The organism is Agrobacterium vitis (genome assembly GCF_037039395.1).
GTDB lineage: Bacteria > Pseudomonadota > Alphaproteobacteria > Rhizobiales > Rhizobiaceae > Allorhizobium > Allorhizobium vitis_E.
Window position 1 is genome coordinate 135,647 of the sequence record NZ_CP146245.1, and the last position, 26,191, is coordinate 161,837.

The window sequence follows — 26,191 nt, forward strand, 5'->3', positions numbered from 1 at the left end:
CGTTCCTCCGTTCATCGACGTTTATGATGTCGAACGCGCTCGCCAGGCTCTGCAAGATCTGGTTCGGCAACCCTCAACGTATTTTCGATCGGGCACGGCCTGCCGAGGAGATAGCCTTGGCCTATGTCGCATCCGAGATCTTGTAGGCGACGGAGTTGGGTTTCGTCTTCGATGCCCTCGGCGGTGATCTTCACCCCAAGCGCGACCCCGAGTGCGATGATCGCCCGGACGACCTTCTCCTGCCTGTCGCTGTCTTCGAACGTCGCCACGAAGCTTCGGTCGATCTTGATCTTATTGAACTTGTAGCTCGATAGCTGCGAGAGACTGGAATAGCCGGTTCCGAAATCATCCAGTGCGATATTGATGCCGGATTTTACAAGATCGTCGAGAACACCGCGGGCCGTTTCGGCGTCGTTAATGAGCGCGCTTTCGGTGACTTCGATTTCCAGTCGATGGACAGGTAACCCGACCTCGCCGAGAATCTTAAGGAGGCGAAGTCCAAGCAGGCGATCGCTCAGTTGGACCGGAGAAATATTGAACGACAGAACAGTGTGAGCGGCCCACGACAGAGCATCCTGGCAGGCGATACGGAACAATTGCTCAGTGAGTTCGACAATCAATCCGGCGTCCTCGGCCAGCGGAATGAATTCGCACGGCGGCACGAATTTGCCCGGTGAAGTCTCCCAACGGGCAAGAGCTTCGTATCCGACGATTTGTTGGGTCTTGAGGTCTACGAGAGGCTGATAATAGGGGCGGATTTTCTTCAGTTTCAAAGCCTGCTTTAAATTCGCTTCCATCTCGATCCGCCGGATCAACTCCTCCTGCATTGCCGGCAAGAACGCCTTTACGACGTTGCGGCCCGTCTTCTTTGCCGCGTACATTGCGCAGTCGGAATATTGAATTGCTTCGGTCAGTGTGCTGCCATCTTCAGGGATGCGGGCAAAACCGACGCTCGATCCTATATCGACTGTGGCGCCATTTATTGTGATTGGTTTGCTGATCGCAGCGACTATGCGTTTTCCGACGGCCGTCAGATCCTGGTTACCTTTTCTCTCGATAACCACGACAAATTCGTCACCTCCCAATCGATAGACGTTGTCGTCGGGGAAGGTGGTGGTCAGTCGTTCCGCCACGACTTTCAGGACGCGATCTCCCTGATCGTGCCCGAGGAGATCGTTGACCTTCTTGAAGCCGTCAAGATCAATGCTAAAGATCGCAGTCCCGTCTTTGCACGGTATGATCTGCGGATTCAGGAGGGTGGAGGCCAAGTATCGCCTGTTGGGTAACTCTGTCAGGGGATCATGGCAGGCAATCCAGTCGACATTTTTCTCAGCCGTCTGGCGTCGCTGGATCTCTCGAGACATGTCCTTGATGCGAAGCACCGAATAGATCAGACCGAGAGCCCCGGCTATGTTCAACGCGGTGAATATCTCGTCGAGATCATAGTGCTCATGTGTGCGAAAATATGTATCAAGCGCTTCATGCGCGTTGAAAAAAAGGGCCGCTCCGTAGATTATCGCAAACACGAAGAGCCAGACCATTGCCTCCCATTTGGCACGGTTTGAATGCATTGACGGCATGAGGATCCCCCTGGAGCCCAAAATGGCGTCATGCCGGTACTATGGGAAATGCATCTTCCCAGATGATTTACATTAGTGGATATGCGTTGAAGCGGCGTTAAGAGATCTCGCCTTCAACGTGTGCTGGAACCTTGCTAAGCCGCCAGCGCGTCCGCAGGCGCGAACATAGAATTCAGATTGAGAAAACAGATCATGCCCGATACGTGGGTAATGATACCTTCGCAAAAAGACCGGTCGAAGGAGCCGGCAATATCCGGCGTCGGCTGTAACTGATCGGCGGTGACAGACAGCATATCTGTCACCTGATCGACCACCAGCCCCATCGGCTTACCGCTCACCTCGACCACGACGATGGCGCTTCTCTCCGTTGTCTCACCCGAACGCATGCCAAGCTTACGCGACAGATCGATCGTCGGAATGACGGTCCCGCGCAGATTGATAATCCCAAGTATCTCCGGCGAGGAATGTGGCAGAGGTGTCGAGGCCGCCCATCCGCGAATTTCGCGAACCGAGGTGGTTTCGATGCAGAATGTCTGCTCCCCGAGCTGGAAAGCGATAATGTCGAGCGTCGTTTGACCGTTGATATTGCGCGAAAGGTTGGACATCAAAACTCCTCCCAGCTGTCGTTCTTGATGGCAGCGTTCCCGTGGAACGCATTTGATACTTTCGCCAACATCTGTCGGGCTGGCAAAGCAACAGGGCGAGAGGCAGTCAATACCGGTGTTGGCATTGAGCGTCGTGAATTCGTGCTTGCGCCGATATTGAATTGCGACAGCAACTGGAAGAGCGCGTCTGCTTCCTTTGCAAGGCTGTGGGCGGCGGCGGATGTTTCTTCGACCATGGCAGCATTCTGCTGGGTGCCCTGATCAATCGTGTTGACGGCGGTGTTAACCTCCTTCAGCCCCGTCGCCTGTTCCCTTGACGCTTCGACAATTGCGACGACATTCGTATCGACTTGAGCGACCTGTCCGACGATCTCCTCCAATACCTTTCCGGTCTCGCCGACAAGCGCGACACCGCTCCTGACATGCCCATTGGAGGTGCCGATAAGCCCCTTGATCTCTTTGGCGGCCTTGGCTGAGCGCTGCGCAAGCTCGCGAACTTCCTGGGCGACGACGGCAAAACCCTTGCCCGCGTCGCCTGCGCGTGCGGCTTCAACACCGGCATTCAGGGCTAGAAGATTGGTCTGGAAGGCGATTTCGTCGATTACACCGATGATATTGGCGATCTCGGACGCAGACGACTCTATCTTGCCCATCGCATCAACAGCCTGGCGAACAACAAGACCAGAGCGCTCGGCATTCTCCTTCGTCTTGCGGACAAGCCCTCCCGCTTCCTGCGCACGATGGCTTGAATCGGAAACAGTCGTCGTTATTTCCTCGAGTGCCGCCGCGGTTTCCTCGACGGACGCAGCTTGCTGTTCCGTCCGGCGCGACAAGTCATCAGAGGCAGATCGGATTTCCTGGGACGCGGCCGCTATGGCGCCTGCGTTTTGCGATACCGCTTCCATGGCTGAGCGCAGTTTTGTGGCGGCAATGTTGAAATCCGTGCGGAGTTTCTCAAGCGTCGGCAAGAATGGCGTCGATAATTGCGGCGTCAGGTCGCCTTCCGCGACACTCTGCAGCACCGCTGCAAGCTGGTCTACATTTTCCACGCGAGCCGTGACATCGGTCGCGAACTTAACCACCTTGAAGACCTTCCCGTTCATGTCGAAGATCGGATTATAGGAAGCTTGGATATGCACCTTTCTGCCACCCTTGCCGATCCGCAAAAACTCGTCGGCGACAAACTCTCCTCGCGCTAAACGGGACCAGAAGTGACGGTATTCATCGCTGGCGGCATACGCCTTGTCGCAGAACATTGAATGATGCTTGCTCCGGATCTCGGCCAACTCGTAGCCGAGGACAGTCAGGAAGTTCTGATTGGCTGTAAGAATTTCGCCTGTCGGCGTGAATTCGATGACGGCCTGAGACCGGGAGAGGGCATCGAGCTTGCCTGCATCCTCGGCAGATTTTAGTTTCTGCTTGGTGATGTCTGTCGCGAACTTTACAACCTTATAGGGTTTCCCGCCCCGTGACACAGGATTATAGGACGCCTCGATCCAGACTTCCCTGCCGCCCTTTCCGATCCGTTTGTACTGGCGGCGATGGAATCTGCCGGCGGCAAGTTCATTCCAGAATTGCTGGTATTCGGCGCTGGCGGCCTCGGTCGGGTCAACGAACATACGGTGATGCTGACCGGTGATTTCGTGCAGCTCGTAACCAAGCGCGGCGCAAAAGTTTTCGTTTGCCGTCAGGATTTTTCCGGTGAGGTCGAACTCGATCACTGCTTGAGACTTGCTCATTGCAGCCAACACGGCCTTGGCATCGGAAGAGAAACTCAAAGACATCATTCTCAAGACACTCCTGGTCTGCCGCAAGCATTTATGCCTCATCCATTTTGATTTCGGGCAATTGGGCCAGGGCAAGCCGAACACGGTACTATCAGGGCAAGGTGAACTTTATAGGGATGCGTTCGTCCTGACGCCCCCAGTTTTAGGGGCGAATTCTTACCAAATCCTGAACCACGGCATCCGCAATTGAGCTTTCGCCCATTAATTATGCGGTTTGCTCAATATTTGGCTCGTAGCTTATGAGTAAAGCGCTGTCGTGACGGCACACAACCATGCTCATGCGGTTGCGAATTCGCTTTGCGGTTAAAGGCGCAGCAATACTAATGAATCAAGCCGCGGCGGATCGCCTCTGCGATGGCGTGAACACGGTTGTCTGCACCAAGTTTTCGGATAGCCGTCTTGATATAGCTATTGACTGTATCGGGCGTATAGCCGCTTGCTTTCGCGATATCATCGGTGGTTTTGCCGAGACTCGCATATCGCAGACAGGCAATTTCACCATCGATCAGCTTCAACGTTTGCGCGGAAAACCTTTCCATAATCGGACGCGTAATGACACGGTGCGTCACCTCAGCCTGTTCCTTAAGGAAGCTGATTTCATCCTGATCGAATGGCGTCGTTCTCGAAAAAGTTGTAGCTCCGAATAGAACATCGCCCCGTCGTATCGGAAACAGTGTCCGGTTCAAAACCGCAAAGGTGCGGGTGAGGTATATCAGTCGCGGCGGCGGAGCCGACAGCTCATAGATCTTTTCTTCAATGATGACGTCTGTCGCCGCCAGGGACGCGCGAACGAAAGGATCGGTTTTGAGAAGGTTGTCGCCGTAATATGCATCCAGGAAGGCTGGCGGCAGGTCGGTGTCGATCGAGTGTCCGCTACCGAAACGGTATCCGTTCAAATCCAGTCCCGACACAGCAAAAAAGTCGAATGGCACCGCCTTGCGGAGCCTTTCAATAAATGGATGCTGGCTAACATAGCGCCGAGTTGGCACCGATCTCAGATCGACGGCGTCGTTCACAAACTCTTCATGGGCACGCGCGCGCGAAACTGGCAAATGAGATCTCCTAGACGAAGAAACTCCAGTTTCTGGAGTGGAGGCGTTAATTTTCAGTAAACGTACGACGGCCGGAGCATATGCTGGATTTCTGTTCTGCTATACCAGAGCTCAAAGTACCCGGGCGGATATTGAAATTTTCAACATTGGCAACGGACGATCGCGGTTGCGTCCCTCCTGCGGGACTTCGGCCTCGTTGAAATCAGGCTCATCTGCTGAGCGGTCATTAGGAAGTGCGTGAGATCGAAAATTGGCCGGCGACCGCCTGCGGTCGGACGCCCTTGTCTAGGTTTGAGCGCATCTGAAAGCATTCGGGTTAGAAGATCGAGGCCGCTATCCTTTATGACTGGAGATGTGGTTACCTGACCAACTCCATGAACATGCCACCGGCCTATGTCGCCTTCGTTCGGGCGGCATACAAGTTTCTCGTAGCATCGGGCCCGAAATGACGTGGACAAACCAGTCAAGGGTTCTCGCTGACGGATGCCGGCAAGCTGAGGAATTTCCAAAAGCCGCCGAACGAGCAGATTGTCGATTGGGGTTTCGACAGACAAATTGGAGCCAAAGATTTCATGGATGCATTGGTCAAGCTTTCGCACCGCTGGGCATAGATAGATAGTCGATGCGCGACGTAGGTCGTAACCACAGCGGGTGCAAAAATGGTGTGGAACGAGTGCGCTTTGATTAAAGGCCGCCACGGGTTGATTGCAGGCGGTGCATCGATCGCGCAGTCTGCTGTTGTGTTTATCGCAAGTAAGTCGGGTTGCCAGCCGCCACTCTCGTCGAAAATATGGATGTGTATCAGTGGCGAGGCATCGTGGGCAGAATTGTAACCATGTCGATCCGGACCGTCGGTGGAATTTTCGAAGAGGTAGAAAAAGCTGTTTTGGTAGACCGGCCGGCATCGTCATAGCTGCGAGTTGCTCTGGCGTAATATCTGCATACTGCCGCAGCTGATCTGCCAGGGTGATCGAACGCTTCAAATCAAGTCTGGCCGACCACATCTCAGGTGTGAGGCCAAGCACCCGGGCGAAAGCACGCCCTGGCACACCGTTGGCGTAGGCAAGCCTGTGTAGCCAACTCGACAATAGCTCGTCGCGCTGTGGCGTAACCGTGATGGGCCAGCGTGCCGAAACCACATCGCGATAGCGCTCACCGACTTCGATGAACGGAGCATTGGTTTCTCTTGCAGTCAAATCAGCTGCTTTCGCAACGTCGCGTTACGTCGATGCGAAATGGGGATGTAGCCAAGCTCATCGATACCGGCTTTGGTGATGCGTTCTGCCCCCGAGCGGAGCGCCGCTACGGCAGCTTTGGTCACAACGGAGACAACCTCGCCTATCAAACCTTCCGATAGGTTGAAAATTCGTCGAGCCAATGTTTCATCTGACAGATCGGAGGCTTTCGCCAGAGGCAGTGCCGCTTCGAGGCTGTCCAGAAGCATCAGATAGCTTTCGTCATATTGCCATCTCGGGATGGGGACCAGCTCGAAGCGAGTTGCCATCTCGCTTGTGGCGTTGACGAAATCGTAGATGGCGACCTCGCCGACGAGAACGGGAGAGATATCGTATTGCCGGCCAATCCGGCGGAGAAAGGCGAACACCCCTTCAACGTCGCGGGATCGTCCCCGCAGAGCATTGTGGAACTCGTCAAATATCAACACCCTGGGTTTGATGCTCGCCAGCAAGTGGTCCAACTGCTCCGCCTTCCGGCTAACACTCCAGATGTCGCCACCGGGCGCTTGAAAGGCCTGAAGGATACTGGCGTAGAGATGGCCGAGCCCTGCTCCCTCGCGCGTTTGAACGATCCACACCCTTTGGTTCGAGGAGGCGCGCAAGTGTTCGACCGCGAACCGCTCTGCGATCATGGTCTTCCCATTCGCATACGGGCCTATGAGCATTAAACCCTGGGTTCGCAGTGAAACGGGTCGGGCTACCAAGTCGGCCAGCCGTTGATGGCTGTCTCTCGCGATGTCATGGCCTATCCACCTCGGAGCCCGCATATAGGCGACACGCTCATCATCTCTCAGATCAAGGATGGGACGTACATGGTCAAATAAATGATCAGACATGGCGCTCACCAGTCTTCCACCGGCAGCCGTTTCTTTTGCCGTACTGGGTGATTTCCGTCGGCCGAAGTCTCTTCGGAGCCGTTTGTCGAATATGGCTTTTCGGCTGAAGCCGCATGCGCCCTGCGAACGGCGTCGCGCTTCTCCTTTTTGGACAGCTTGGCAGCATCGGCTATGGCAGAAATTTCACGGCGCAGAACCACCTTCGCTATGCTCGAGCGGTGATTGGCAGCTCGCAACTGCGCGCGATCAGCATCATGTTCCCAGAGCGTCATCGGCTCGAGCCGGCCATCACGTCGTTCGACTGATCGAAACGATCGGGTTTCCGGATCACGAATATAGATATGGGTGATATCACGGGGATCGTATCGAACCTCAAGCTTCCCCAGCCGGTCGCGCTCTGGGACGAGGGAGCCGAGCCAAGGCGAATAGTAATGCAGTGCAAACATGCTGATGCCCTGCGGAGACAATTGCCGCTCCGCATTGGGTAGAAACGACAAAAGTACTTGTTCCGGCGCGTCCATCCGCTCTGGCAAACCCGCGCTACGGTAAAGCCATTCCGTGATGGGTACTCTAAGCGTCTTGGAGTTTTCTTGTCGGTTATGATCGAGGATCGCCAGTGCTATACAGCGTTCCAGTTCGGGAAAGCTCAGGCATGCACGCCGCTCCGACGGATATCCGTCGCGGTCGGCCACAGAACGCCCTGAAGAACCGGGATAGGTGGACAGCACCCCATTGAGCTTGCCCAAAAGCCGCTCGACGACACCGCCTTGATGGACTCTGCCGCGGTCCCTATGGCGAATGCGAATGCCGTAATCGTCGCAGCCCAGCTGAAATGCATTGCCCTTGAACTCCATCGCGGAGTCTGTGAGCAGAAGTTTCGGACGGCCGAACATCGGCCAAGCATGTTCAATGGAACGCGATGTAAGCCATGCGTCTTTTCGGCAGATCGCCTGCGCCAGACAGAGCGCAACAGACAACACCGATGGCTTTTCCAGGGTAAGGCAGAAGCCGAAAATGGCACGCGTCGCGACATCGGTTATAATCGTCAGATACGGGCGGCCGACAAATACGCCGCCGTTGTCGACCACCTCCACGAAATTGATGTCGGTTGGGGTATGGTCGATCTGGCAGACATCGAGCGGGTTCGGCGCGTGAATATAACCTGGCCGTGGCTTCAGCCGCATCAGATGCTTTGGATTGGCCGATCGCTTTTTGGCGATCTCTTCGGCCGAGAACAACGACGGGATGCGCCGGGAAATCGTCACATAGGAGGGAGCTGCGAGCCCCGCCTCCTCACATCGGGCGCGGATCTCGGCAACGACCGGCGCAAGAGGTGGTGCTTCAAGTACCATCCACTGGTCGCGCAACGTCGTGCGGATGATGTCTTCCGCCGTTTCCGATAGCCGCTTGCGTCGCTCGGAAGGCAGCCGAGGCAATAATGCTGTTATTCTTCGCTCAGCCTGATATCGGGCCAAGAGATTATAGATTTGTCGGGTCGTCAGGTGAAGTTCAGCCGCCGCCCTGACAATCGCGTCTTTCTTAGCTCGTCCCGCATCCAAGACCCGGTCAAGCTCTCGGGCTGTCCGGCGTGCCTTCAACCAGTCTGCCTGGGATGGGCCACAGCTGCTTCCACAATTTTGAAATGGCTTTGGCATGCACAGCCCATCGAAATCGTTAGCGACAATCGGGGCTATTTTTGCGCGCTAACTCTAACAGACGTATGACGTTCTGCCGTTTGAAATCGCAAAGTAAAAGCGACACTGGTATCGCCCTCGCGCGTCTGGATGAGCGCATCGCCCGTTCACCTGTCGGCCAAGGATGGATTGAGCGCAGCCAATTCACCGATGCCTGCGCCTCGCTGTGGATCGACGGCGAACTCGTCCATCTCGAAGATCTCGTCCTCCATGACGCCACCCGCGATATTCGCACACCCTCCCATGAACTCACCATCGCCCGCGATGTCCTGCGCACCCGCCGGCGCATTGCCTCACAGCTACCAAGTTGGGCGCTGTCCCCCGATGGCATCCGGACGCTGCGGAAAACCTCGGATATCGGGTCGGGCGGCGGGGACGAGACAACAACGGCCGGCGTCATTCGGCCCGCGGCCGCGATTAATCCGGAAGGGGAGGGGGAAGATATCGACGACATCGAGAATCTTCCCGGCATCGACTATGCCGCCATCGATGCAGTTTTGGCCCGATCGGAGGCGGCGATCGAGAACGCAACGCGGCCTGGCCGTGGCGGCGGCCAAGAGAAAGATCCGATGATCTATGATCTCGATTGGGACGAGGACGCGCGGATCGAGGAATGGCGCGCTGTGTTGCGGCAGGCCGAAAACTTGCCGGCGGCGCTGCAGGCGATCGTCGCCCTCGATGCCTGGAACGAGCTGGCCGTGCTGCAGCATGCGCCCTGGCTCGGCCGGCTATTTGCCGCCTCCATCCTGCGCCAGGCCGGCATCACGTCGGGCTCCCATCTCGCCGCCATTAATCTCGGCCTCAAAACCATTCCCGTCGATCGGCGCAGGCACCGTGATCGGGAGACCCGGTGGCTCGCCATTGCTCACGGCCTGATCGCGGCCGCCGAGCTCGGTCTGAAAGAGCATGACCGGCTGGCGTTGGCGCGCACGATGTTGGAGCGGAAGCTGGACGGACGCCGGACGTCTTCAAAGCTGCCGGAGCTGGTCGAGCTCGTGATGGCGAAACCGCTCGTGTCGGCCGGGATGGTGGCGAAGACGCTTGAGGTGACTCCGCAGGCGGCGCGGCGGATTGTTTTGGAGCTGGGTCTGCGGGAGATGACGGGGAGGGGGAGGTTTCGGGCATGGGGAGTGATTTGATGGCCCTATCGAGGCGCCAATATGGAAGTGGCTTCGTGACCTAAAGCGGCAATGGTTCAGCAATAAAGAAATCTTTATTTCATGCTTTCCATAATTCAATAAATCCCGCTTGTCGGAAAGCTGGAAATCATTATACTGGTCAAATCCGATGGCTGCGCGAACTATTTGCATGAGGTGTCAAGATTGGCTCAGGCAGACAAAGATAAAGTTCGCGACGTGACTGACGCGGATAGCAAGTCTCTCAATTTCAAAGTAAGCGATGATTTCAAGCGGGAGTTCAAGGGCTTCGCCGTTGCTCATGGAATCACGATGACGGACCTCCTGAAAGAAGGGTTCGAGCTGGTTAAGATGAGGCGTAAAGGTGCTTGATCGTCTCCGCCAAACACCGCGCAGCGACGTACTTACGGTGCGGTCATGACGCCGGTCGCTGACACAGCCGCTGCAAAGTCGGCTGAGTGGCTTTTTGCCATCGGTGAAAACGACACTCTCCCCCGTTGAGGGGTTGGTCGCTGTTAGAGATTTTGATGCGACGAGCCACCTGCCAGAGGTCGTCGCAGTAATCGAGCGTGCTCTCAGCTACGGTGCTCGGGCCGTGTTTTTCGAAGCCCAGCGAAACGGCCGTCCTCCTATCGCTCAAGCATTAATATTCGACGCAAAAGATCATCCTGACGAAAAGCAATTCGCCGAGCTCCATAAACGTCTTTGGAGCTGGGGGGGCGTTCCGCTGCTGTATCGGGTTGGACCTGGACTGATCCAGCTGTTCAGGTGCGCGCATGCGCCGGACTTCTTAGGGCCTGACGATGTCCCCGTTTGCAATCCTATCCGAACGCTCCAGTTGGGTGCCGAAATCACCGCGGCGGATATCTGGTGGGATGCGAAACAGATTCGCAACGGCGCCATCTGGGACGATCCTGAAGCTTGCGAGTTAATGCTCTCGGCGACAAAGTCAGCACATCGCAAGCTGGTCGCTGGGGTGCGTGTGCTGGCTGGTCAGCTTACAGATAGCCATCTCCTCGATGCACAACTGCGCCGCCGGCTGCTTATCCTTACCTTGTTGATCGCATATTTGGAGGAACGGTCGGTCTTGCTTCCCGATGATTTCGGGAAAGTGCTTCCTGGCGCGGAGCATTTCTTTCAGGTGCTAGCTAGCGCTCCGGCATTGATAAGGCTCTTGGAGATGCTGGAGGCGCGGTTTAACGGACATGTCTTCCGATTGCAGGACGACGAACGCGTTGCGCTGCAGAGCAGCGTGGACTTATCTCGTTATGCGAAGCTTGTGCAAGGATACGAGGATGAGAACGGGCAAGGCAATTTTTGGCGGCTCTATTCGTTTCGGGACCTGCCCGTAGAGCTCATAAGCAATATCTATCAGCTCTTCGTCAAAGACGCCGCGAGTTCTATATACACTCCGCCTGCACTCGTTCGGCTTATGCTCGAAGAGGCGCTCAGCTGGGATAGGTTGGATGAGCTTATGGCGAGCGACGGCGTGTTGCTCGATCCGGCATGTGGCTCGGGTGTTTTTCTTGTCGAAGCATATAAGAGGCTTGTCCTTCATTGGCGATCGCGCCACGGCTGGAAAAAGCCAGACGTCGGTACGCTCCGACAATTGTTGCTTCGTATACACGGTATCGATTTAGAGGATGGCGCGGTCGAGCTCGCTGCGTTCAGCCTATGCCTGAGCTTATGCGACGCGCTTGACCCCGAGGAGATCCGAGCAAGCATCAAGCTGTTTCCGCAATTGAACGGTGTGTCATTGCATGGAAGCTGTTTCTTCGAGGCCCAAGAGAAAGGTCTCTTCAAAGACAACGTCGCGGTGATTGTTGGCAACCCTCCGTTCGAGTCTTCTCTAACCACTGAGGGTGCGAAGCGCGCGTACAAGCGTTACAGTGAACGCTACGGCGCTCTAGCTGACAACCAACTTGCCTACCTTTTCCTGCATGAGGCGATGGTTTCTTTGCGGCCCGGCGGCATATTGGCGATGATTGAGCCAGCGGGATTTCTTTACAATCAAAACGTTTCTCCATTCCGAGAACGCTTTTTCGCGAATTGGCGTGTACGAGAAATTCTGGATTTCGTTTCGGTTCGAGGACTGTTCAAAAAAGGCGAGGCGGATCCGAAAATCGTTGTGGTTTTAGCTGAAGCGCAAGAGGCGACCCCCGACGGCAAGCTGCTACATGCTGTGTTTCGCCGTAACGGCAGAGCGACCGCTGAACAGGGCTTCGATATTGATTACTATGATCTTCATTGGCTTAGGAGTGCGGACATTGGTGCATCTGGCGACGTCTGGCGCGCAAACCTGCTAGGCGGAAGTCGCGTAAGAGTCTTGATTGAACGGTTGCGGACGTTCCCTACGCTGCGCGACTACGCAGTTGAACGTGGATGGGATTTCGGTGAAGGTTATATCGCTGGTCTGAAAGGGATCTCAAGGCCGGCCGATCACTTGGTGGGCAAACCCCTCCTGCCGACGGAGGCCCTCTCGGAGAACGGTATTGACACCGAGGCAATCGCTACTGTTCCCGATCGGCCAATCAAGGATACCAAAACCGCGCGAAGATTTACGCCGCCTTATCTCTTGATCAAAGAAAACGAAGACCTTCATCACGGGCTTTGGGAAGGTCATTACCTCGCCTATAAGCATCGTATCGTCGGCATAGCTTCTGGCCGAAACGACTTGTCCCAGCTGAGGGCGGTCGAGTCGTGGCTGCAGAAAGAGCGTGTCGTGTTAAAAGCTTACGTTGCAGGCGTGAGTGCAAGCTTGTTCGTCCAGCGAGCCACGGCGATTTTGAGCGCGGATATTTTGTCCCTCCCCTATCCCGCAGATCACGACCTGGATCTAAGCGAAAATGAGCGGATCATTGCCGAGGATATCGTTGAGTTTCAGCGCGATTTCATTCGTCGCGGGACAGACGCAGCCTTGATGCGCAGGGCTCCGGAGCAGGCCCTTGTTTCGTTCGATAAGATTTTGGCAGGGCAAGTAAATACCGTCTATCGGCGCAATCCGCTGCGGTCGTTGCATAGCTATCACTGGGCTGGAGCTATCTGCAAAGCCTATGCTTTCGGCGATGGTGCCGTCGATTGGTCGGGCGCGGAAGAGCTTCATCTGAAGCTGGATGAGTTATTGCATGAGCGCCGGCAGTCCGGGCTTACGATTGCAAGGGTGATGAGGCTCTATGATCGCAACTTCGTCTTCCTGTTGAAGCCGGACCGTCACCGGTTTTGGACACGTTCTGTAGCGTTGCGCGACGCTGACGATATGCTCGCCGATCTAAGGGCTCAAGGTTTCTGATATGCTGGCTGAAAACGGGGAGTATTCAAGTCAAGCCGGCGCTCTTAATGCCGATGTTCAGGTTACCGGCGAGTGGCTTTCGTCCCTTCTTGAGTTCATTGCTGCCGCATTACCCGCCTGGCGAGATGATCCTGCGAGGGAATCCGTTCATGGTGAAACTCGATTGACGGCACAGCTGTGCGCAAGGCTGAACAGCCTGACCCGTCACTCTCCGGGCTGGGATATTCTCCAGTTCCGCCGTGAAGAGCCAGACGACACTGATGCGAGACGCGCGGTTGATCTGGTCGCCGCGCCGCGAGGCCAGATCATCTGGTTAGCGGGGCGTGAGTACAACGAATACCAGACTCTGCTTCCAATTGAGTGCAAGCGGCTGCCAACTCCACCAGGCATCGATCGTGATGAGCGCGAGTACCTGATCAGCCAGTACACTTCCACTGGCGGAGTTCAACGCTTCAAGGCGGGTCACCACGGTGCGGCTCACTCACGGGCGGCAATGATCGGCTATATTCAAGATGGCGATGTCCATCACTGGGTTCGGCAGATAGATGCTTGGATTGATGCAATGGTCGCTGAGCCAACGCTCGGATGGTCCGCAGAAGATAAACTCGCGTTGATCCAGAGTTACGACCCCGAACGTGTGGCTGCATTGCAGTCGAACCACGTTCGTCGATCAGGCCTTCAACCGATTAGGATTGACCACCTCTGGATTGAAATGTGATCCGACATTTCGCGCCGCGTTGCAGTCGTTTGCATCCCATCGCCACCAGATCTCTTGTGCGAACGCCGAACTTTTCCAAGATCTACCGGCGGGATAGCGTTAGCAACCTTTGGAACCGAATGTCCGATTCAAGACGCGGGCTCTTCGAAGCGATGTGCTTTAACGCTTTGTCGAGCCCATTTGGGATGATGGCGGCATCCTCGGCACTAACCGTTTTATCCAATATTGATAGCAAAGCCCCTGCATCCTTTGCAGATTCTATACCCGTTATCGTTCGCTCATCGGCACTGCGGTCTAGTATGCCGTAGTCCCAGAGCGACCAGCACTGAAAAGGTGTAAGGTACGGCAGAATGAGTTCCGCGGCCTCAGCGTAGTTCTCGCCGGCTGCCGCCGGGAAATCGGCGAACGCGTCCGATAATATCGGAGATGAGAGCGTCAGTTCTTTCGGCCAAATTTCCTGAAAGAGCTTCTTGACTAGCCCAAATCTTTCACCGGCATCCTTTGGCTCCGCCTCGTCGTTCTTGAGATAGTTTTTCATCGCATCAAGCGCACGGGTTCGTACCGGATCTCCCCCGATACGCAGCATCTGCTGCGTCAGGTGAGAGGGAATTGTCAGCTTCTGGCCGTCGCGCGTATCAATGATCGTCGAAAACACCACCCGCTGGCTGAGCGAGCCCCGAGCTTCGTCCAGCAATTCGTTTCCTGCCGCCGCGGCGATCATGTGCGGTCCCAACTCTTCCAGGACGTTTTTCGGAGGCAGAAAGCGACTATGGACGAAACCATGCCAGAGTTCGATACTCGCACCAGCCGCCGAGATCAGAGGTTCAAGGAGATTCACTCGTGACCAAGCTTCGTCGGCCGCCCAGTAGTAATTGAAGCTGCTGAGCAACTGATATTGTGCCTGTAGCTTCGCTTCGCCTTTCGTCTGTTCGATGCCGGCCAACGCGTCGCGCCATGGTGGGTCAGCCAGCGGTTTCGTGTCTTTCTTGAAGCTCGGGCACGCTCGCATAAAAGCAGAAACGAGATTGCCGACAGCGCTAGAGTAGCTGCGGTCCCGCAGGGGAACATTCTTTTCGGCGCTCTGGTTCGTCTTTTTAGCTGCGGTGGGCCAAAGAGCCAACCACGCCCGGATGAGATCGTCCTCGCCACTCAATAGCCGGTCCCAGTTCGACATCCAGGACGTGAGCCCCTGTAGCGCGTTTTCGATCGTCGCCTCGTCTAGACGCGCAATCTCGATACAGGCTTTGAGGGCCACGGGGATCAGCTCTTTGTCTTCAGGGCTTGCCGTGTCGATCGTAACATTCAGATCGGAGGGCCTGAAACCATAGCCGAAGGCCTGCCACACCTTTTCACGAGCCAGCGACTTCGGCGCTTCGGCAAGAAGATCAAGAATCAGATCAGGATTCCGTCCAATGAAGTCTGAAGCCGCGCGACTTTTGCTTTCCCATCCTTCGTCACTCAGATGACGCGCAAGTTCGTCAACAAGTTTTGCAGAAGGAACATCTCCAAAGGTTGGATCGCCGCTTCGATCGTCGATCAATGTTCTAACGCCAGGATTGAAGCCCTCCGTGACGGAGGCCACGTCACCTTCTCGGGGGTGCTGAAGAAGAGTCTTCGCTAGCCATGCTTCCGTCGGTATCGAAAGATGACCGCCCCCAGCCTTAATTCGCTGCAATTCGGTGACGCTCCTGCGCGCAACCGCTCTTTTGGCGTTGTCTTTTCCCATTCTTTTTTTCAGTCTTGCAATCGGTTCGCCATTGACGAGCCGCCGCTCGATTGGCGCAATCACATCATCGGGAAGCGAAGACCATCGGACTGCACGGAGTTCCGCAAACTCGGGAAACGCATCCGTCCACCAGAACTCGGTATCGTCCAAGGAAGCCAGGAATTGACCCACCTCGGTGCCGCTGACGACGGCTTCATCTCGGGCAGCAGCTGCCCAAAGCCGCTTGTACAGTTTCCAGCGATCGGCATCCCAGACTGCCATTACCCGCAGTGCAGCTGGACGATCAATCTCGCCCAAGCGTTCGAAAACCGCGTAAAGCAGCTTTGTGGTCGGTGCAAACCCTTTACTGTAGCGGTCCGGTTCTCCTCCCCCTTCAGCAAACTGACCCGCGGGCACGAAATAGACGCGATGCACGAGCCAGACCGTCGAGTCCGCATCGCTAGCAATCATCCCGATCCGCCGCGCTTGGTTAAGCCCAGCGAGCAGAACAGCGTTTAGCGCGGTCGCCAGCTCGAAGAGAAAGTCGCGGTCGTTGATGTCCGCCAAACCAATCTCTTCGGGGGTAAGCCGCTCCGCGCCATCAATCGAAACCCAGAAGATATCTCCGACGGTTTTGGGATGCTTTGCGCGCTTGCGGCCGAACGCTTCGTATTTTTGGCCGCTCTCGACTTTTATCCGCGGCCGAACAGCTTCGGTAATGAGCTTGATCATTTGAGATGGAGAGGCGCCTGATTTCAGCTCTCGCTTAAGAAGCAGCCGATCATATGCACCGTCAGTCGTTGAATCGTCCCAATATTCGAGTAGGTAAACCCAAGCCTGCCTGTATGGTTCTGCAACATCTGCGACGCGGAACTCGAGAAGGTCCTTGAGGGCAGCGCGTTCCGCCAGCTGATCGTACCGCAACGCGAGCGCCCATTCGAGGAATTCGCCGTCTTCGAGACGTTCCATCGCAAACACGCGCGTGTTCTGCGCGATGATTGCATCGTTATCCGACAATCGCGGTGTTCTCACCTTAACGTCTCCTCGGCGCATCGCGAACCACCTGGTTCATCGTCGTGAGCCATTTCGGTGATGCCTTGCAGGAGGCAAGGAGCCGCGCAAGTTCTGCTTGTTCGCTTGGGTTGCACCGGCTGATGTAGTATCGAAGGAAGGATTGGGCTGCGACCCCGTCTGGCCCATCAGGATCCAGCTTGGCAACGGTTTTCAGATACGTTTGCACGCGCGCCGTGTTGCGCTTGTCCGGGATGATCTCCGACCACCGTGACAAAACCTCAGTCAAGGCTTTATGTTTATTGGCTCGATCGTAGGGTATCGGCGTAATACCGCGCGACTGCCATTCGATCGCCGTGCGGTCATCTCCCGCTGCGCAACCGACGAACGCGTAGCGAGGCTTGAGGTCATTGAAGTGCCTCTCGTCGGCGGCAATAGCGTTCAGTAGGTAGCGCACGGGGGAGTCATTGGCGCTGTAGCCGACTAGAACTAGGTGAAAGATGCGGGCTGCGTCGTAGAGAAAGGATGTGACGATATGGCGCCTGAGATATGCGTCGCCAAAGTCCTGGTCCGTGAGTATCAGCGCCGAGCCCCTTTGCGTTTTGAGCGGCAGCATTCCGTGGATGTGCAGAATTCCTGCAAATTCAGTGTTTCGGCTGGGGTTTGGAATCTCACCGAGGGCGAAGGCGGAATCTGAATATTTTTCGCGTTTAGCGGCTATGCTAAGAAGACGATCGAAGTTGGTCGTCACTAGCAGCGTCTGCCCGAAGCGTTGGCCAAGACGCACGAGGGCCGAGTGCAGGGGGTTAGGCTCGACCGTCCGGTCTAGCACCGTCTGCGCTGCCCGCCGAAGGGTACTGGCTTTGCTCGGGTCGCCATCAATGCGACGCTCCAGCATGCCAAGAACAACATCATATTCGTGTTGGGCAAAAAACTTTAGCTCCGTGCGCTGCTGGTGGGTTAAAAGATCCTGCACGGTGTCCCACCTAGGGCCGCCCTTCTTCTGCACGGCCGCGAGTGGTCCGCTCATCGCGGGATCTACTTCCGCGTAGATGTCTGCGACCAAACCGCCGAAATCCGGAAGTGAGGAGGGGGCCGGGTAAGAGGCTCCGGCGCCGACAATGAACAACACTTCGCCATGATCTCTCGCCGTGAGCAAATCCATGGGCAGGGGCGGAAGGTCTTTGCCGAGAACAATGGAGGTGGTCACTTGCGGCTTTCGTGTGAGAGGGGATGTGGTTGCACCTTAGACGCGAGCAGCGCTGTCCGCAACGCAGTGGATCTTACTCCTCTCGTTGAACCCAAATCCCTTTGATCCGCTCGTTGACAAGCGGGAGCAAGATTTTTCAATAGTTTGGCAGTGCTGAACAGCGGGTCGGCGGCTCGGATCCCATCAAGAGCGAAGAGGAACCAGAGGTTGGCGCCCGCCTCTCTATCGGGTGCAGACAGACGGTATGAAGAGGCGGGCGAGCCTACGCCTGCTCGGCATATCGGTCGACATTTGCGTCGAGAAGTTCCAGCAACTGGTCGCGTCCGGGATCACGAACAGCTTTTGCCCAGGCTGCGGCAAGAGGCAGTTTCCGGAGTGAAATGCCGCCAACCGTCATGAGGGGAACGAAAGTCACCCCGGATACCGCGAGTTTCGCGGTCCAGCGTGGGACGATGGCAGATCCGATTCCTGCCGCAACGAGGTTGATAATCGTTTGTTTCTCGTCAGCAATTTGGGCTATGCGCGGGTGTAGTCCGGCGTCCTCGAAAAGTTTCATGGTCAGGTCATAGCTGTGGGGGCGAGAGCGGCGCTCTGGCACGATGAGGGGCTCGTCGCGCAGTTCATCGACGGAGATCCGCTCGCGGTTCGCGAGCGGATGCGTGACAGGCAGTGCAATAACGGGTGTTTCCTGCGTGAGGGTGCGAACGACCAGGTTCCGGTTCAGTCCATCTCGAGGTCGAATAAAGACGATATCCAGACGCCCGGCAATCAGTTTTGGAATGAGACGTATCGACTTGTCTTCGACAAGTTGCGTGATGATCCTGGGGAATCGCTCCCGAAAATCATGCAGCAGCGGCGGTATAAGACCTGCTGCAGCGCTGTCTATCGCACCTATGCGGAGCACGGTCGCCTGCTCAGTTCTCCTTGATCGAAACTCTTCCGCAAGTGTCTGGAGACGATGGAGAAGGGGCCTCGCCTCCTCTAGCAAGGCGACTCCATCTTCGGTCAGGGCGACACTTCGGGTTGTCCGTGACATGAGGCGAGTGCCGAGGGACTCCTCCAACAGTCTTACATGCCGTCCCAGCGATGCCGGCAGCATTCCCATTTTCTGTGCAGCCCTACCGAAATGCAGTTCTTCGGCCGCAGCGACGAAGCATTTTAATTGTTCCAGTTCCATGACATGCCTTTATATCATTTGATTATATAATTACAGCATTGTCGCTTGGGAGGAAAGTACGAATTAACGTCTTTCCCGAAGGCGCAGGAGGTGCGCCCAACGGATCATTGGGAGGAGTTCGCTATGAACAGCGACCTGGAGACGCGCGTTCTGCGCAAAATCACTCTGCGCATCGTGCCATTTATCATGCTACTTTATTTTGTAGCGTTCCTGGACCGGGTGAATATCGGTTTCGCCGCACTGACCATGAACGAGGACCTTGGATTTTCCTCGACTGTCTTCGGTATCGGAGCAGGCATCTTCTTCGTCGGCTACTTCCTGTTCGAAGTTCCGTCCAACCTCATTCTCAACAAAGTCGGTGCGCGCATCTGGATTGCCCGCGTCATGATCACCTGGGGGATCGTGTCCGGCCTCATGGCGTTCGTACAGGGAACAACAAGTTTCTATGCGTTACGCTTCCTTCTCGGCGTTGCCGAGGCGGGCTTTTTCCCGGGGATTATCCTTTACCTGAGCTTTTGGTTTCCGGCTCGCCGACGTGCGGCAGTGACAGCGATTTTCATGGCCGCAGCCCCGCTTTCGACCGTCCTCGGTTCGCCGATCTCCGGAGCGCTCATGGAGATGCATGGTTTCCTCGGTCTTGCCGGCTGGCAGTGGATGTTCCTGATTGAAGCCGCTCCTGCGGTCATCCTCGGCGTCGTCGTCCTCTTTTACCTCACCGACCGTCCGGAAAAAGCCAAGTGGCTCTCGGAAGATGAGCGCAACTGGCTTGTGAAGACGATGAACGCTGAGCAGGCCGCAAAGGGCAAGGCCAGCCACAGCATTCTTGCAGGGCTCGCTGACATTCGGGTTATCGCGCTCGCCCTTGTCTATTTCGGTACGTCCGCCGGCCTTTACACCCTCGGCATCTGGGCGCCGCAGATCATCAAGGAGTTCGGCCTATCGTCCCTTCAGGTCGGCTTTATCAACGCGGTACCGGGCATTTTCGCAGTTGTTGCAATGGTTCTCTGGGCGCGTCATTCCGACAAGACCGGTGAACGGACCTGGCATGTGGTTGGCGCGTGTCTGCTTGCCGCCGTCGGGCTTGCCTTTGCCACGGGTGCGACAAGCGTCTTCACCGTCCTTATTGCGCTGACGCTCGTTAACATCGGCATCAGCTGCTCGAAGCCGCCGCTTTGGAGCATGCCCACGCTCTTCCTGTCAGGACCAGCGGCCGCAGCCGGTATCGCTACCATCAACTCGATCGGTAACCTGGGCGGCTTCGTTGGTCCCTCGATGATCGGCTGGATCAAAGACACTACGGGCAGCTTTGCGGGCGGGCTCTACTTCGTCGCCGGCCTGCTGGTCGTATCCGCGATCGTGACGCTCGTGTTGTCGCATACCGCACCGGAAAACGGGGGCAAAGTCGCCCCGGTCCAACATCGTTAAATCTCAAAGTGGAGAAAAGACATGCGTGAATACAAGATTGCAGCGATCCCTGCGGATGGGATTGGTCCCGAGGTTATAGCTGCGGGTCTTCAGGTTCTGGAGGCGCTGGAACAGCGCAGCGGTGACTTCAAGATCCATACCGAAACCTTCGACTGGGGTTCGGACTATTACAAGAAGCACGGCGTGATGATGCCGGCCGACGGGCTGGACAAGCTGAAGAAGTTCGATGCGATCTTTTTCGGTGCGGTCGGCGCCCCTGACGTTCCCGACCATATCACGCTCTGGGGCCTGCGCCTGCCGATCTGCCAGGGGTTCGACCAGTACGCCAATGTGCGCCCGACGAAGATCCTGCCCGGCATCACGCCGCCCTTGCGCAATTGCGGTCCAGGCGATCTCGACTGGGTCATCGTGCGGGAGAATTCCGAAGGCGAGTATTCCGGCCATGGCGGCCGCGCCCATAGGGGCCTTCCGGAAGAGGTCGGCACGGAAGTGGCGATCTTCACCCGCGTCGGCGTGACCCGCATTATGCGCTACGCCTTCAAGCTGGCCCAGGCGCGCCCGCGCAAACTGCTGACTGTCGTCACCAAGTCGAACGCCCAGCGCCATGGCATGGTGATGTGGGACGAGATCGCGGCCGAAGTGGCGACGGAGTTCCCGGATGTCACCTGGGACAAGATGCTGGTTGATGCAATGACGGTGCGCATGACGCTGAAGCCGGAGACGCTGGATACGATCGTGGCGACCAATCTGCATGCCGACATCCTGTCGGATCTGGCTGGTGCTCTCGCTGGCAGCCTCGGGGTTGCGCCGACGGCCAACATCGACCCGGAGCGCCGTTTCCCATCAATGTTTGAGCCGATCCACGGATCTGCCTTCGACATTACCGGCAAGGGTATCGCCAACCCGATCGCCACTTTCTGGACTGCCGCGCAGATGCTCGAGCATCTCGGTGAACGCGACGCCGCCGCACGGCTGATGAGCGCCGTCGAGCGCGTGACCGAAGCGGGTATCCTGACCCCTGACGTGGGTGGCACCGCCAACACCAGGCAAGTCACCGAAGCCGTATGCAACGCAATCGCAGGATCGAATATCTTGAAGATGGCCGCTGCAGAATGACCTGGAACGATGTGTCCGCTCGCCAGGTGCTGCGTCGAATTTTCGACGCAGCCGTTGCCAGCGCGGATCCGAAAATAGCTGTTGTCAACAACCTCCCAGAGCGTCCCAGAGGTCGCTGCGTTGTGGTGGGAGCGGGCAAGGCGTCGGCTGCGATGGCGGCTGCGGTCGACGCCGCCTGGCCCGATGTCGATCTCTCGGGCATCGTGGTCACTCGCTACGGCCACGCCGTTCCGGCGGGACGCATCGAAATCCTGGAGGCCTCCCACCCCGTCCCGGATGAGATGAGCATCAAGGCTGCAGAGAAGATTTTCGTTGCGGTTCAGGGCCTTGGTCCGGACGATCTCGTGGTGGCTCTCATCTCCGGCGGCGGTTCGTCATTGCTTGTATCGCCTGCGGGCAAGATGACTTTGGCCGACAAAAGGGCGGTCAATCAGGCGCTGCTTGCCAGCGGTGCTACCATCTCCGAGATGAACACCGTCCGTAAGCATCTTTCCGCTATCAAGGGAGGCCGTCTGGCCCGCGCAGCACTGCCAGCAAAACTGGTGACACTGGTCATCTCCGACGTGCCGGGTGATGATCCATCGGAGATCGCCTCGGGTCCAACGGTCGCGGATCCGACCACCTTGGCAGACGCAGCAGCCATCGTCGCCCGCTACGGCATTGACCTGCCCGAGTCTGCGCGCGCAGTGCTGGTGCAAGGCAACGAGACGCCTAAGGCAGAGGAGGTCGCAGGCGAGATTCGGCTGGTTGCTGCCCCCTCGATAGCGCTCGATGCGGCCGCCGCGGCTGCGCTAGATGCCGGCTTGTGTCCACTTATCCTCGGAGATGCCCTGGAAGGTGAGGCTCGCGAAATGGGGCGTGTCATGGCGGGCATCGCGCTGTCCGCGCGCGACAAGGGCCTGCCTGTAGCAGCACCTGCCATCATCCTGTCCGGTGGTGAGGGCACTGTTTCCCTTGGTGGCATGATCGACGGGCGAGGTGGAAGAAATACGGAATTCCTTCTAAGCCTTGCGGTTGCCCTTAAGGGAGCTTCCGGCATCTGGGCCATCGCCGGTGATACTGATGGTATCGACGGTGTCGAGGATGCTGCCGGTGCGCTGGTCGCGCCGGACAGTCTTATCCGAATGCGCGATGCTGGTATCGATCCACGGGCGACCTTGTCTGCCCATGATAGTTACACGGCCTTCAAGGCCATCGGCGACCTGGTGGTCACAGGCCCAACGCTTACGAACGTCAACGACATCCGCGCAATTCTCATAGGTTAGGTTTGGACATGTTCATACGCAACAACCGGCGATCAAAGATCGTCGCGACGGTCGGACCGGCGTCAAGTTCGCCCGACATGCTTCGCTCACTGTTTCTCGCCGGTGTCGATACGTTCCGCCTGAATTTCAGCCATGGTGCCCGGGCCGATCACGCGGAAGTCTATAGGAACATCCGAGCTCTCGAGCAGGAGCATGATGCTGCTATCGCCGTGCTGCAGGATCTTCAGGGTCCGAAGATCCGGATCGGAGTTCTGGCACATGGCAGGCTCGATCTCGCACGTGGATCCACGATCGGATTTGTCCTTGGCCGTGAGGGTGGCGAAGGAATGAACGACATTCCGCTACCTCATCGGGAGATTTTCGAGGTGGCGGTGCCCGGGATGGACCTCCTTATCGACGACGGCAGAGTAAAGGTCCGGATCATGGAAGTGATGGACGGGCGGCTTGTTTGCGAGGTCATCAATGGAGGAACCCTGTCTAACCGCAAGGGGGTCAACGTGCCCGGCGCGATCCTCGACATTTCCCCGCTCACGGCGAAAGATCGTGAGGACCTGGAATTCGGGCTTGAGCTTGGCGTCGACTGGGTCGCACTCTCTTTCGTTCAGCGGGCACGCGACATGATCGAAGCCCGGTCCCTCGTTGGAGACAGGGCTGGCCTCATTGCCAAGATCGAGAAGCCGTCCGCCCTCTATGACATCGAGGATATTGTCAGGCTTTCGGACGGCATTATGGTTGCGCGAGGTGATCTCGGCGTTGAGATCCCGCCGGAGGACGTTCCGGGCAAGCAGAAGGAAATCATACGTGCATGCCGGCTAGCGGCCAAGCCCGTGATTGTCGCCACACAGATGCTCGACTCGATGGTCAGTTCGCCAACGCCGACGCGTGCTGAGGCCTCGGACGTTGCCGGTGCCATCTATGATGGGGCGGATGCGGTCATGCTTTCGGCTGAGTCCGCAACAGGCGCCTTTCCGGTGGAGGCGGTCGAAATGATGAACCGGATCATCGAGAAGACGGAGAAGCACAAGCACTACCGGCCAATCCTTGAGGCAACGGAGCCCGATGTCGCTCAGTCACCGCCGCACGCGGTTGCCACCGCGGCTGCCAATGTTGCCGTGGCCCTGGGCTCGCCGGTTGTGGTTGCCTACACATCGAGCGGAACAACCGCGGCCAGGATTTCGCGTGCCAGACCCGCATTGCCAATTCTGGCTCTCACTCCGTCCGAACAAGTCGCGCGCCGGCTCAACATGTTCTGGGGGGTGGTCGGCGTACGATCACAAGATGTCCACACCTATGAGGCGTCGCTGATTCATGCGCAACAGGCGGTGCAGGAAGCAAAGCTGGCAAGTCCCTCCGATCACATTGTCATCGTGGCGGGATTCCCATTCGCGCAACGGGGCAGCACCAACAATCTTCGTGTTGTGCAGATCGCCGCAACCGACAACCTAGAGATTGCGTAGGTTGTATCGAGCAATAAGGGGGATCAATGCGTCATGCGCGTGTTTGCGGTGCAGCCGCGCGGAGCAGCTTGCGGCATCCCCATCACCCTGCTCGATTGCCTCTATGATTGCCGCATGCTCACCGGCCGAGTGCAGCGGTAAAGGGCGTAGGTTGAGGGTGAACATGCGGGCGCGATGCAATTGATCGGCGACGGTCCCCGCCATCCGCATGAGGCGGCTGTTTCCGCTCTCTATTACGAGGGCCTGATGAAAATCCTCGTCTGCCACAGCCCATCGTGGAAGGTCGTTGTCCGCCAATGCCTCAATCATCCGCTTTGTGGCGGCCTTCAGAAGCTGGATGACGGGCGCTCGTTCCTCCATCGGCAGCCGGGCGAGCCGTGCTGCCGCTGCACCCTCGAGCGCGGTGATGACTTCGTAGATTTCCTCAATGTCCGCAGGAGACAGGGCACAGATGATTATGCCCTTCTTGGGAAGTATCCGGACCAGTCCGTCTTCCTGCAGTCGCGCCATGGCTTCGTGCACCGGGGTTCGGCTCATGCCGAGCTGACGCGCAATTTCAATTTCCGCGGCTTGGTACCCAGGGGGAAACGCGTTGGAGCGTATCGCCTCCTTGATGGCGAGATAGGCGGCAGAAACCCGACCCGAACCGTTAATGTCGGCGTTTGCTGAATTCTGTTCTGTGGCCGGATCGCGAGGCGCGGCTCCGGGAATGTCGATCGTCTTGATCATGAACTGCCTGTCGTTGTTTCAAGGCTCGTTATAGCCGCTCTCCTGGAGCTTGACAAACGGGCGCGCATCAATAAATGTAAGCTTGCATGCAAGGTAGCATGGAAAAGGATGTGGAGGCATCCTTCGCGATCTCAGGGAGGAAAGCGCGATGAAAAAGGTACAATTGTCCCTCACAGGTGTCCTGTTTGCCATGTCCAGCCAAATGGTGCTGGCGCAGGAGAACTATCCTGATCGACCCATCACAATCGTGGTGCCTGCAGCGGCAGGTGGACCGAGTGACACCGTGGCGCGCCTAGTGGCGCAGTCGATGTCCACGACCCTTGGCCAGCAGGTGCTGATCGAAAACATGGGCGGAGCCGGCGGCTCGCTTGGTGCCGCAACAGTGGCTCAGGCGGACCCCGATGGCTACCGGTTGCTGCTCTACCATATCGGGGTAGCCACCTTCGCTGCGCTCTACCCGAACCTGACCTATAAGCCGATCGAAGACTTTTCGAGCGTCGGGCTGATTACCGAGGTCCCGATGACGGTCGTCGGCAGGAAGGACTTCGAGCCGAAGACGTTCACCGATCTCGTTTCCTATGTGAAGGCAAACGGGCCTGCCGTCACCTTCGGGACCGCCGGCACGGGTGCCGTTTCCGATCTCTGCGGCAGGTTGCTGCAAGACGCGCTCGGCACCAAGATCACTCTGGTGCCTTACAAGGGCATGGGCCCCGCAATGACCGATCTCATTGGAGGCCGCATCGATCTCGCCTGCGACCAGACGACCAACACCACGACCCAGATCAAGGCCGGTGAGGTTCATCCTTATGCGGTGACAACGAAGGCGCGGATTGGCGTGCTGCCAGATCTTCCGACCGTCGAAGAGAGCGGCCTGCAAGGGTTCGAGCTCAGTGCTTGGCATGCGCTCTGGGCACCCAAGCAAACGCCTGAAGCCATCCGCAGCAAGCTTGCGGAAGCGTTGCGCGCCGCACTCAAGGATCCGGTCGTGATCGAGCGTTTTGCGAGCCTTGGAACCGCACCGGTATCGGAAGATCTGGCGACACCGGCGGCGCTTGACCAGAAGTTCGCGTCTGAAGTCGAGCGACTGACGAAGCTGATCAGCGAAAGCGGCAAGTAACCTCGGTTTGGTCGGCGGCTGAGACTAAGCCGCCGATCCATCATTCG

The 26,191-nt window shown here is 57.2% G+C and carries 20 protein-coding genes; 9 read left to right on the plus strand and 11 right to left on the minus strand.

Going from position 1 to position 26,191, the window contains the following annotated elements; translation table 11 throughout:
* Positions 1-11: 11 nt before the first annotated feature.
* The 7 genes from V6582_RS27300 to V6582_RS27330 form a co-directional block, all read right to left on the minus strand.
* Positions 12-1,580, minus strand: coding sequence for a putative bifunctional diguanylate cyclase/phosphodiesterase (locus V6582_RS27300; protein WP_070150023.1), 1,569 nt, complete (start codon positions 1,578-1,580; stop codon positions 12-14).
* A 134-nt stretch (positions 1,581-1,714) separates the two neighbouring features.
* A complete protein-coding gene (locus V6582_RS27305) occupies positions 1,715-2,185 on the minus strand; it encodes a chemotaxis protein CheW (protein ID WP_070149994.1) in 471 nt (156 codons plus the stop codon).
* On the minus strand, positions 2,185-3,978 hold the full coding sequence (locus V6582_RS27310) for a methyl-accepting chemotaxis protein (protein ID WP_374676588.1): 1,794 nt from the start codon (positions 3,976-3,978) through the stop codon (positions 2,185-2,187). Before V6582_RS27310 ends, V6582_RS27305 begins: the two co-directional genes overlap by 1 nt.
* Positions 3,979-4,292: 314 nt before the next feature.
* Positions 4,293-5,024: a helix-turn-helix transcriptional regulator gene (locus V6582_RS27315; protein WP_070149996.1), complete on the minus strand. Its 732-nt coding sequence runs from the start codon at positions 5,022-5,024 to the stop codon at positions 4,293-4,295.
* 140 nt (positions 5,025-5,164) lie between these two features.
* Positions 5,165-6,163, minus strand: a complete 999-nt coding sequence (locus V6582_RS27320; protein ID WP_233279721.1) for a TniQ family protein — start codon at positions 6,161-6,163, stop codon at positions 5,165-5,167.
* 53 nt (positions 6,164-6,216) lie between these two features.
* A complete protein-coding gene (locus V6582_RS27325) occupies positions 6,217-7,095 on the minus strand; it encodes a TniB family NTP-binding protein (RefSeq protein ID WP_071201971.1) in 879 nt (292 codons plus the stop codon).
* Positions 7,096-7,100: 5 nt separating this feature from the next.
* Complete coding sequence (locus V6582_RS27330) at positions 7,101-8,750, minus strand: Mu transposase C-terminal domain-containing protein (protein WP_070149997.1); 1,650 nt, start codon at positions 8,748-8,750, stop codon at positions 7,101-7,103.
* A gap of 65 nt (positions 8,751-8,815) precedes the next feature.
* Between V6582_RS27330 and V6582_RS27335 the strand changes: the two genes are divergently transcribed.
* The 4 genes from V6582_RS27335 (at position 8,816) to V6582_RS27350 (ending at position 13,932) form a co-directional block, all read left to right on the plus strand.
* On the plus strand, positions 8,816-9,928 hold the full coding sequence (locus V6582_RS27335; RefSeq protein WP_070149998.1) for an RHE_PE00001 family protein: 1,113 nt from the start codon (positions 8,816-8,818) through the stop codon (positions 9,926-9,928).
* Between the two features lie 183 nt (positions 9,929-10,111).
* Entirely contained in the window at positions 10,112-10,297 is a 186-nt protein-coding gene (locus V6582_RS27340; protein ID WP_156543674.1) for a hypothetical protein, read from the plus strand.
* Positions 10,298-10,400: 103 nt separating this feature from the next.
* On the plus strand, positions 10,401-13,214 hold the full coding sequence (locus tag V6582_RS27345; protein WP_349509014.1) for an HsdM family class I SAM-dependent methyltransferase: 2,814 nt from the start codon (positions 10,401-10,403) through the stop codon (positions 13,212-13,214).
* Between the two features lies 1 nt (position 13,215).
* The gene (locus V6582_RS27350) at positions 13,216-13,932 is read left to right on the plus strand and encodes a hypothetical protein (RefSeq protein ID WP_070150000.1); all 717 of its coding nucleotides are present in this window, start codon (positions 13,216-13,218) and stop codon (positions 13,930-13,932) included.
* Between the two features lie 82 nt (positions 13,933-14,014).
* Here the strand turns inward: V6582_RS27350 and V6582_RS27355 are convergent, their stop codons facing one another.
* From V6582_RS27355 to V6582_RS27365, 3 genes are all read right to left on the minus strand, one after another.
* Positions 14,015-16,654, minus strand: a complete 2,640-nt coding sequence (locus V6582_RS27355) for a hypothetical protein (protein ID WP_349509012.1) — start codon at positions 16,652-16,654, stop codon at positions 14,015-14,017.
* A 16-nt stretch (positions 16,655-16,670) separates the two neighbouring features.
* The gene (locus V6582_RS27360; protein WP_141748722.1) at positions 16,671-17,858 is read right to left on the minus strand and encodes an SIR2 family protein; all 1,188 of its coding nucleotides are present in this window, start codon (positions 17,856-17,858) and stop codon (positions 16,671-16,673) included.
* 262 nt (positions 17,859-18,120) lie between these two features.
* Positions 18,121-19,035, minus strand: a complete 915-nt coding sequence (locus tag V6582_RS27365; RefSeq protein WP_070150003.1) for a LysR family transcriptional regulator — start codon at positions 19,033-19,035, stop codon at positions 18,121-18,123.
* 123 nt (positions 19,036-19,158) lie between these two features.
* Here V6582_RS27365 and V6582_RS27370 point away from each other — a divergent pair, with 123 nt between their 5' ends.
* From V6582_RS27370 to pyk, 4 genes are read left to right on the plus strand one after another with little or no spacing between them, the layout of a single operon-like run.
* The gene (locus tag V6582_RS27370) at positions 19,159-20,460 is read left to right on the plus strand and encodes an MFS transporter (protein WP_070150004.1); all 1,302 of its coding nucleotides are present in this window, start codon (positions 19,159-19,161) and stop codon (positions 20,458-20,460) included.
* Positions 20,461-20,481: 21 nt separating this feature from the next.
* On the plus strand, positions 20,482-21,576 hold the full coding sequence (locus tag V6582_RS27375) for a tartrate dehydrogenase (RefSeq protein WP_032489007.1): 1,095 nt from the start codon (positions 20,482-20,484) through the stop codon (positions 21,574-21,576).
* The gene (locus V6582_RS27380) at positions 21,573-22,841 is read left to right on the plus strand and encodes a glycerate kinase type-2 family protein (protein ID WP_070150005.1); all 1,269 of its coding nucleotides are present in this window, start codon (positions 21,573-21,575) and stop codon (positions 22,839-22,841) included. Before V6582_RS27375 ends, V6582_RS27380 begins: the two co-directional genes overlap by 4 nt.
* 8 nt (positions 22,842-22,849) lie before the next feature.
* Positions 22,850-24,298, plus strand: coding sequence for a pyruvate kinase (gene pyk, locus V6582_RS27385; protein ID WP_070150025.1), 1,449 nt, complete (start codon positions 22,850-22,852; stop codon positions 24,296-24,298).
* On the opposite strand, the gene V6582_RS27390 is transcribed toward pyk, so the two are convergent.
* Complete coding sequence (locus V6582_RS27390) at positions 24,284-25,027, minus strand: GntR family transcriptional regulator (RefSeq protein WP_070150006.1); 744 nt, start codon at positions 25,025-25,027, stop codon at positions 24,284-24,286. The genes pyk and V6582_RS27390 overlap by 15 nt on opposite strands.
* Before the next feature lie 148 nt (positions 25,028-25,175).
* Between V6582_RS27390 and V6582_RS27395 the strand changes: the two genes are divergently transcribed.
* Positions 25,176-26,144: a tripartite tricarboxylate transporter substrate binding protein BugD gene (locus V6582_RS27395; protein WP_070150007.1), complete on the plus strand. Its 969-nt coding sequence runs from the start codon at positions 25,176-25,178 to the stop codon at positions 26,142-26,144.
* Positions 26,145-26,191: the final 47 nt, after the last annotated feature.

Excerpts from the sequence above, each read along its gene's own strand:
- V6582_RS27300 (WP_070150023.1), bottom strand. The coding sequence starts at position 1,580 with ATGCCGTCAATGCATTCAAACCGTGCCAAATGGGAGGCAATGGTCTGG.
- V6582_RS27305 (WP_070149994.1), bottom strand. The coding sequence starts at position 2,185 with ATGTCCAACCTTTCGCGCAATATCAACGGTCAAACGACGCTCGACATT.
- V6582_RS27325 (WP_071201971.1), bottom strand. The coding sequence starts at position 7,095 with ATGTCTGATCATTTATTTGACCATGTACGTCCCATCCTTGATCTGAGA.
- V6582_RS27330 (WP_070149997.1), bottom strand. The coding sequence starts at position 8,750 with ATGCCAAAGCCATTTCAAAATTGTGGAAGCAGCTGTGGCCCATCCCAG.
- V6582_RS27335 (WP_070149998.1), top strand. The coding sequence starts at position 8,816 with ATGACGTTCTGCCGTTTGAAATCGCAAAGTAAAAGCGACACTGGTATC.
- V6582_RS27350 (WP_070150000.1), top strand. The coding sequence starts at position 13,216 with ATGCTGGCTGAAAACGGGGAGTATTCAAGTCAAGCCGGCGCTCTTAAT.
- V6582_RS27365 (WP_070150003.1), bottom strand. The coding sequence starts at position 19,035 with ATGGAACTGGAACAATTAAAATGCTTCGTCGCTGCGGCCGAAGAACTG.
- V6582_RS27370 (WP_070150004.1), top strand. The coding sequence starts at position 19,159 with ATGAACAGCGACCTGGAGACGCGCGTTCTGCGCAAAATCACTCTGCGC.
- V6582_RS27375 (WP_032489007.1), top strand. The coding sequence starts at position 20,482 with ATGCGTGAATACAAGATTGCAGCGATCCCTGCGGATGGGATTGGTCCC.
- V6582_RS27380 (WP_070150005.1), top strand. The coding sequence starts at position 21,573 with ATGACCTGGAACGATGTGTCCGCTCGCCAGGTGCTGCGTCGAATTTTC.
- pyk (WP_070150025.1), top strand. The coding sequence starts at position 22,850 with ATGTTCATACGCAACAACCGGCGATCAAAGATCGTCGCGACGGTCGGA.
- V6582_RS27390 (WP_070150006.1), bottom strand. The coding sequence starts at position 25,027 with ATGATCAAGACGATCGACATTCCCGGAGCCGCGCCTCGCGATCCGGCC.
- V6582_RS27395 (WP_070150007.1), top strand. The coding sequence starts at position 25,176 with ATGAAAAAGGTACAATTGTCCCTCACAGGTGTCCTGTTTGCCATGTCC.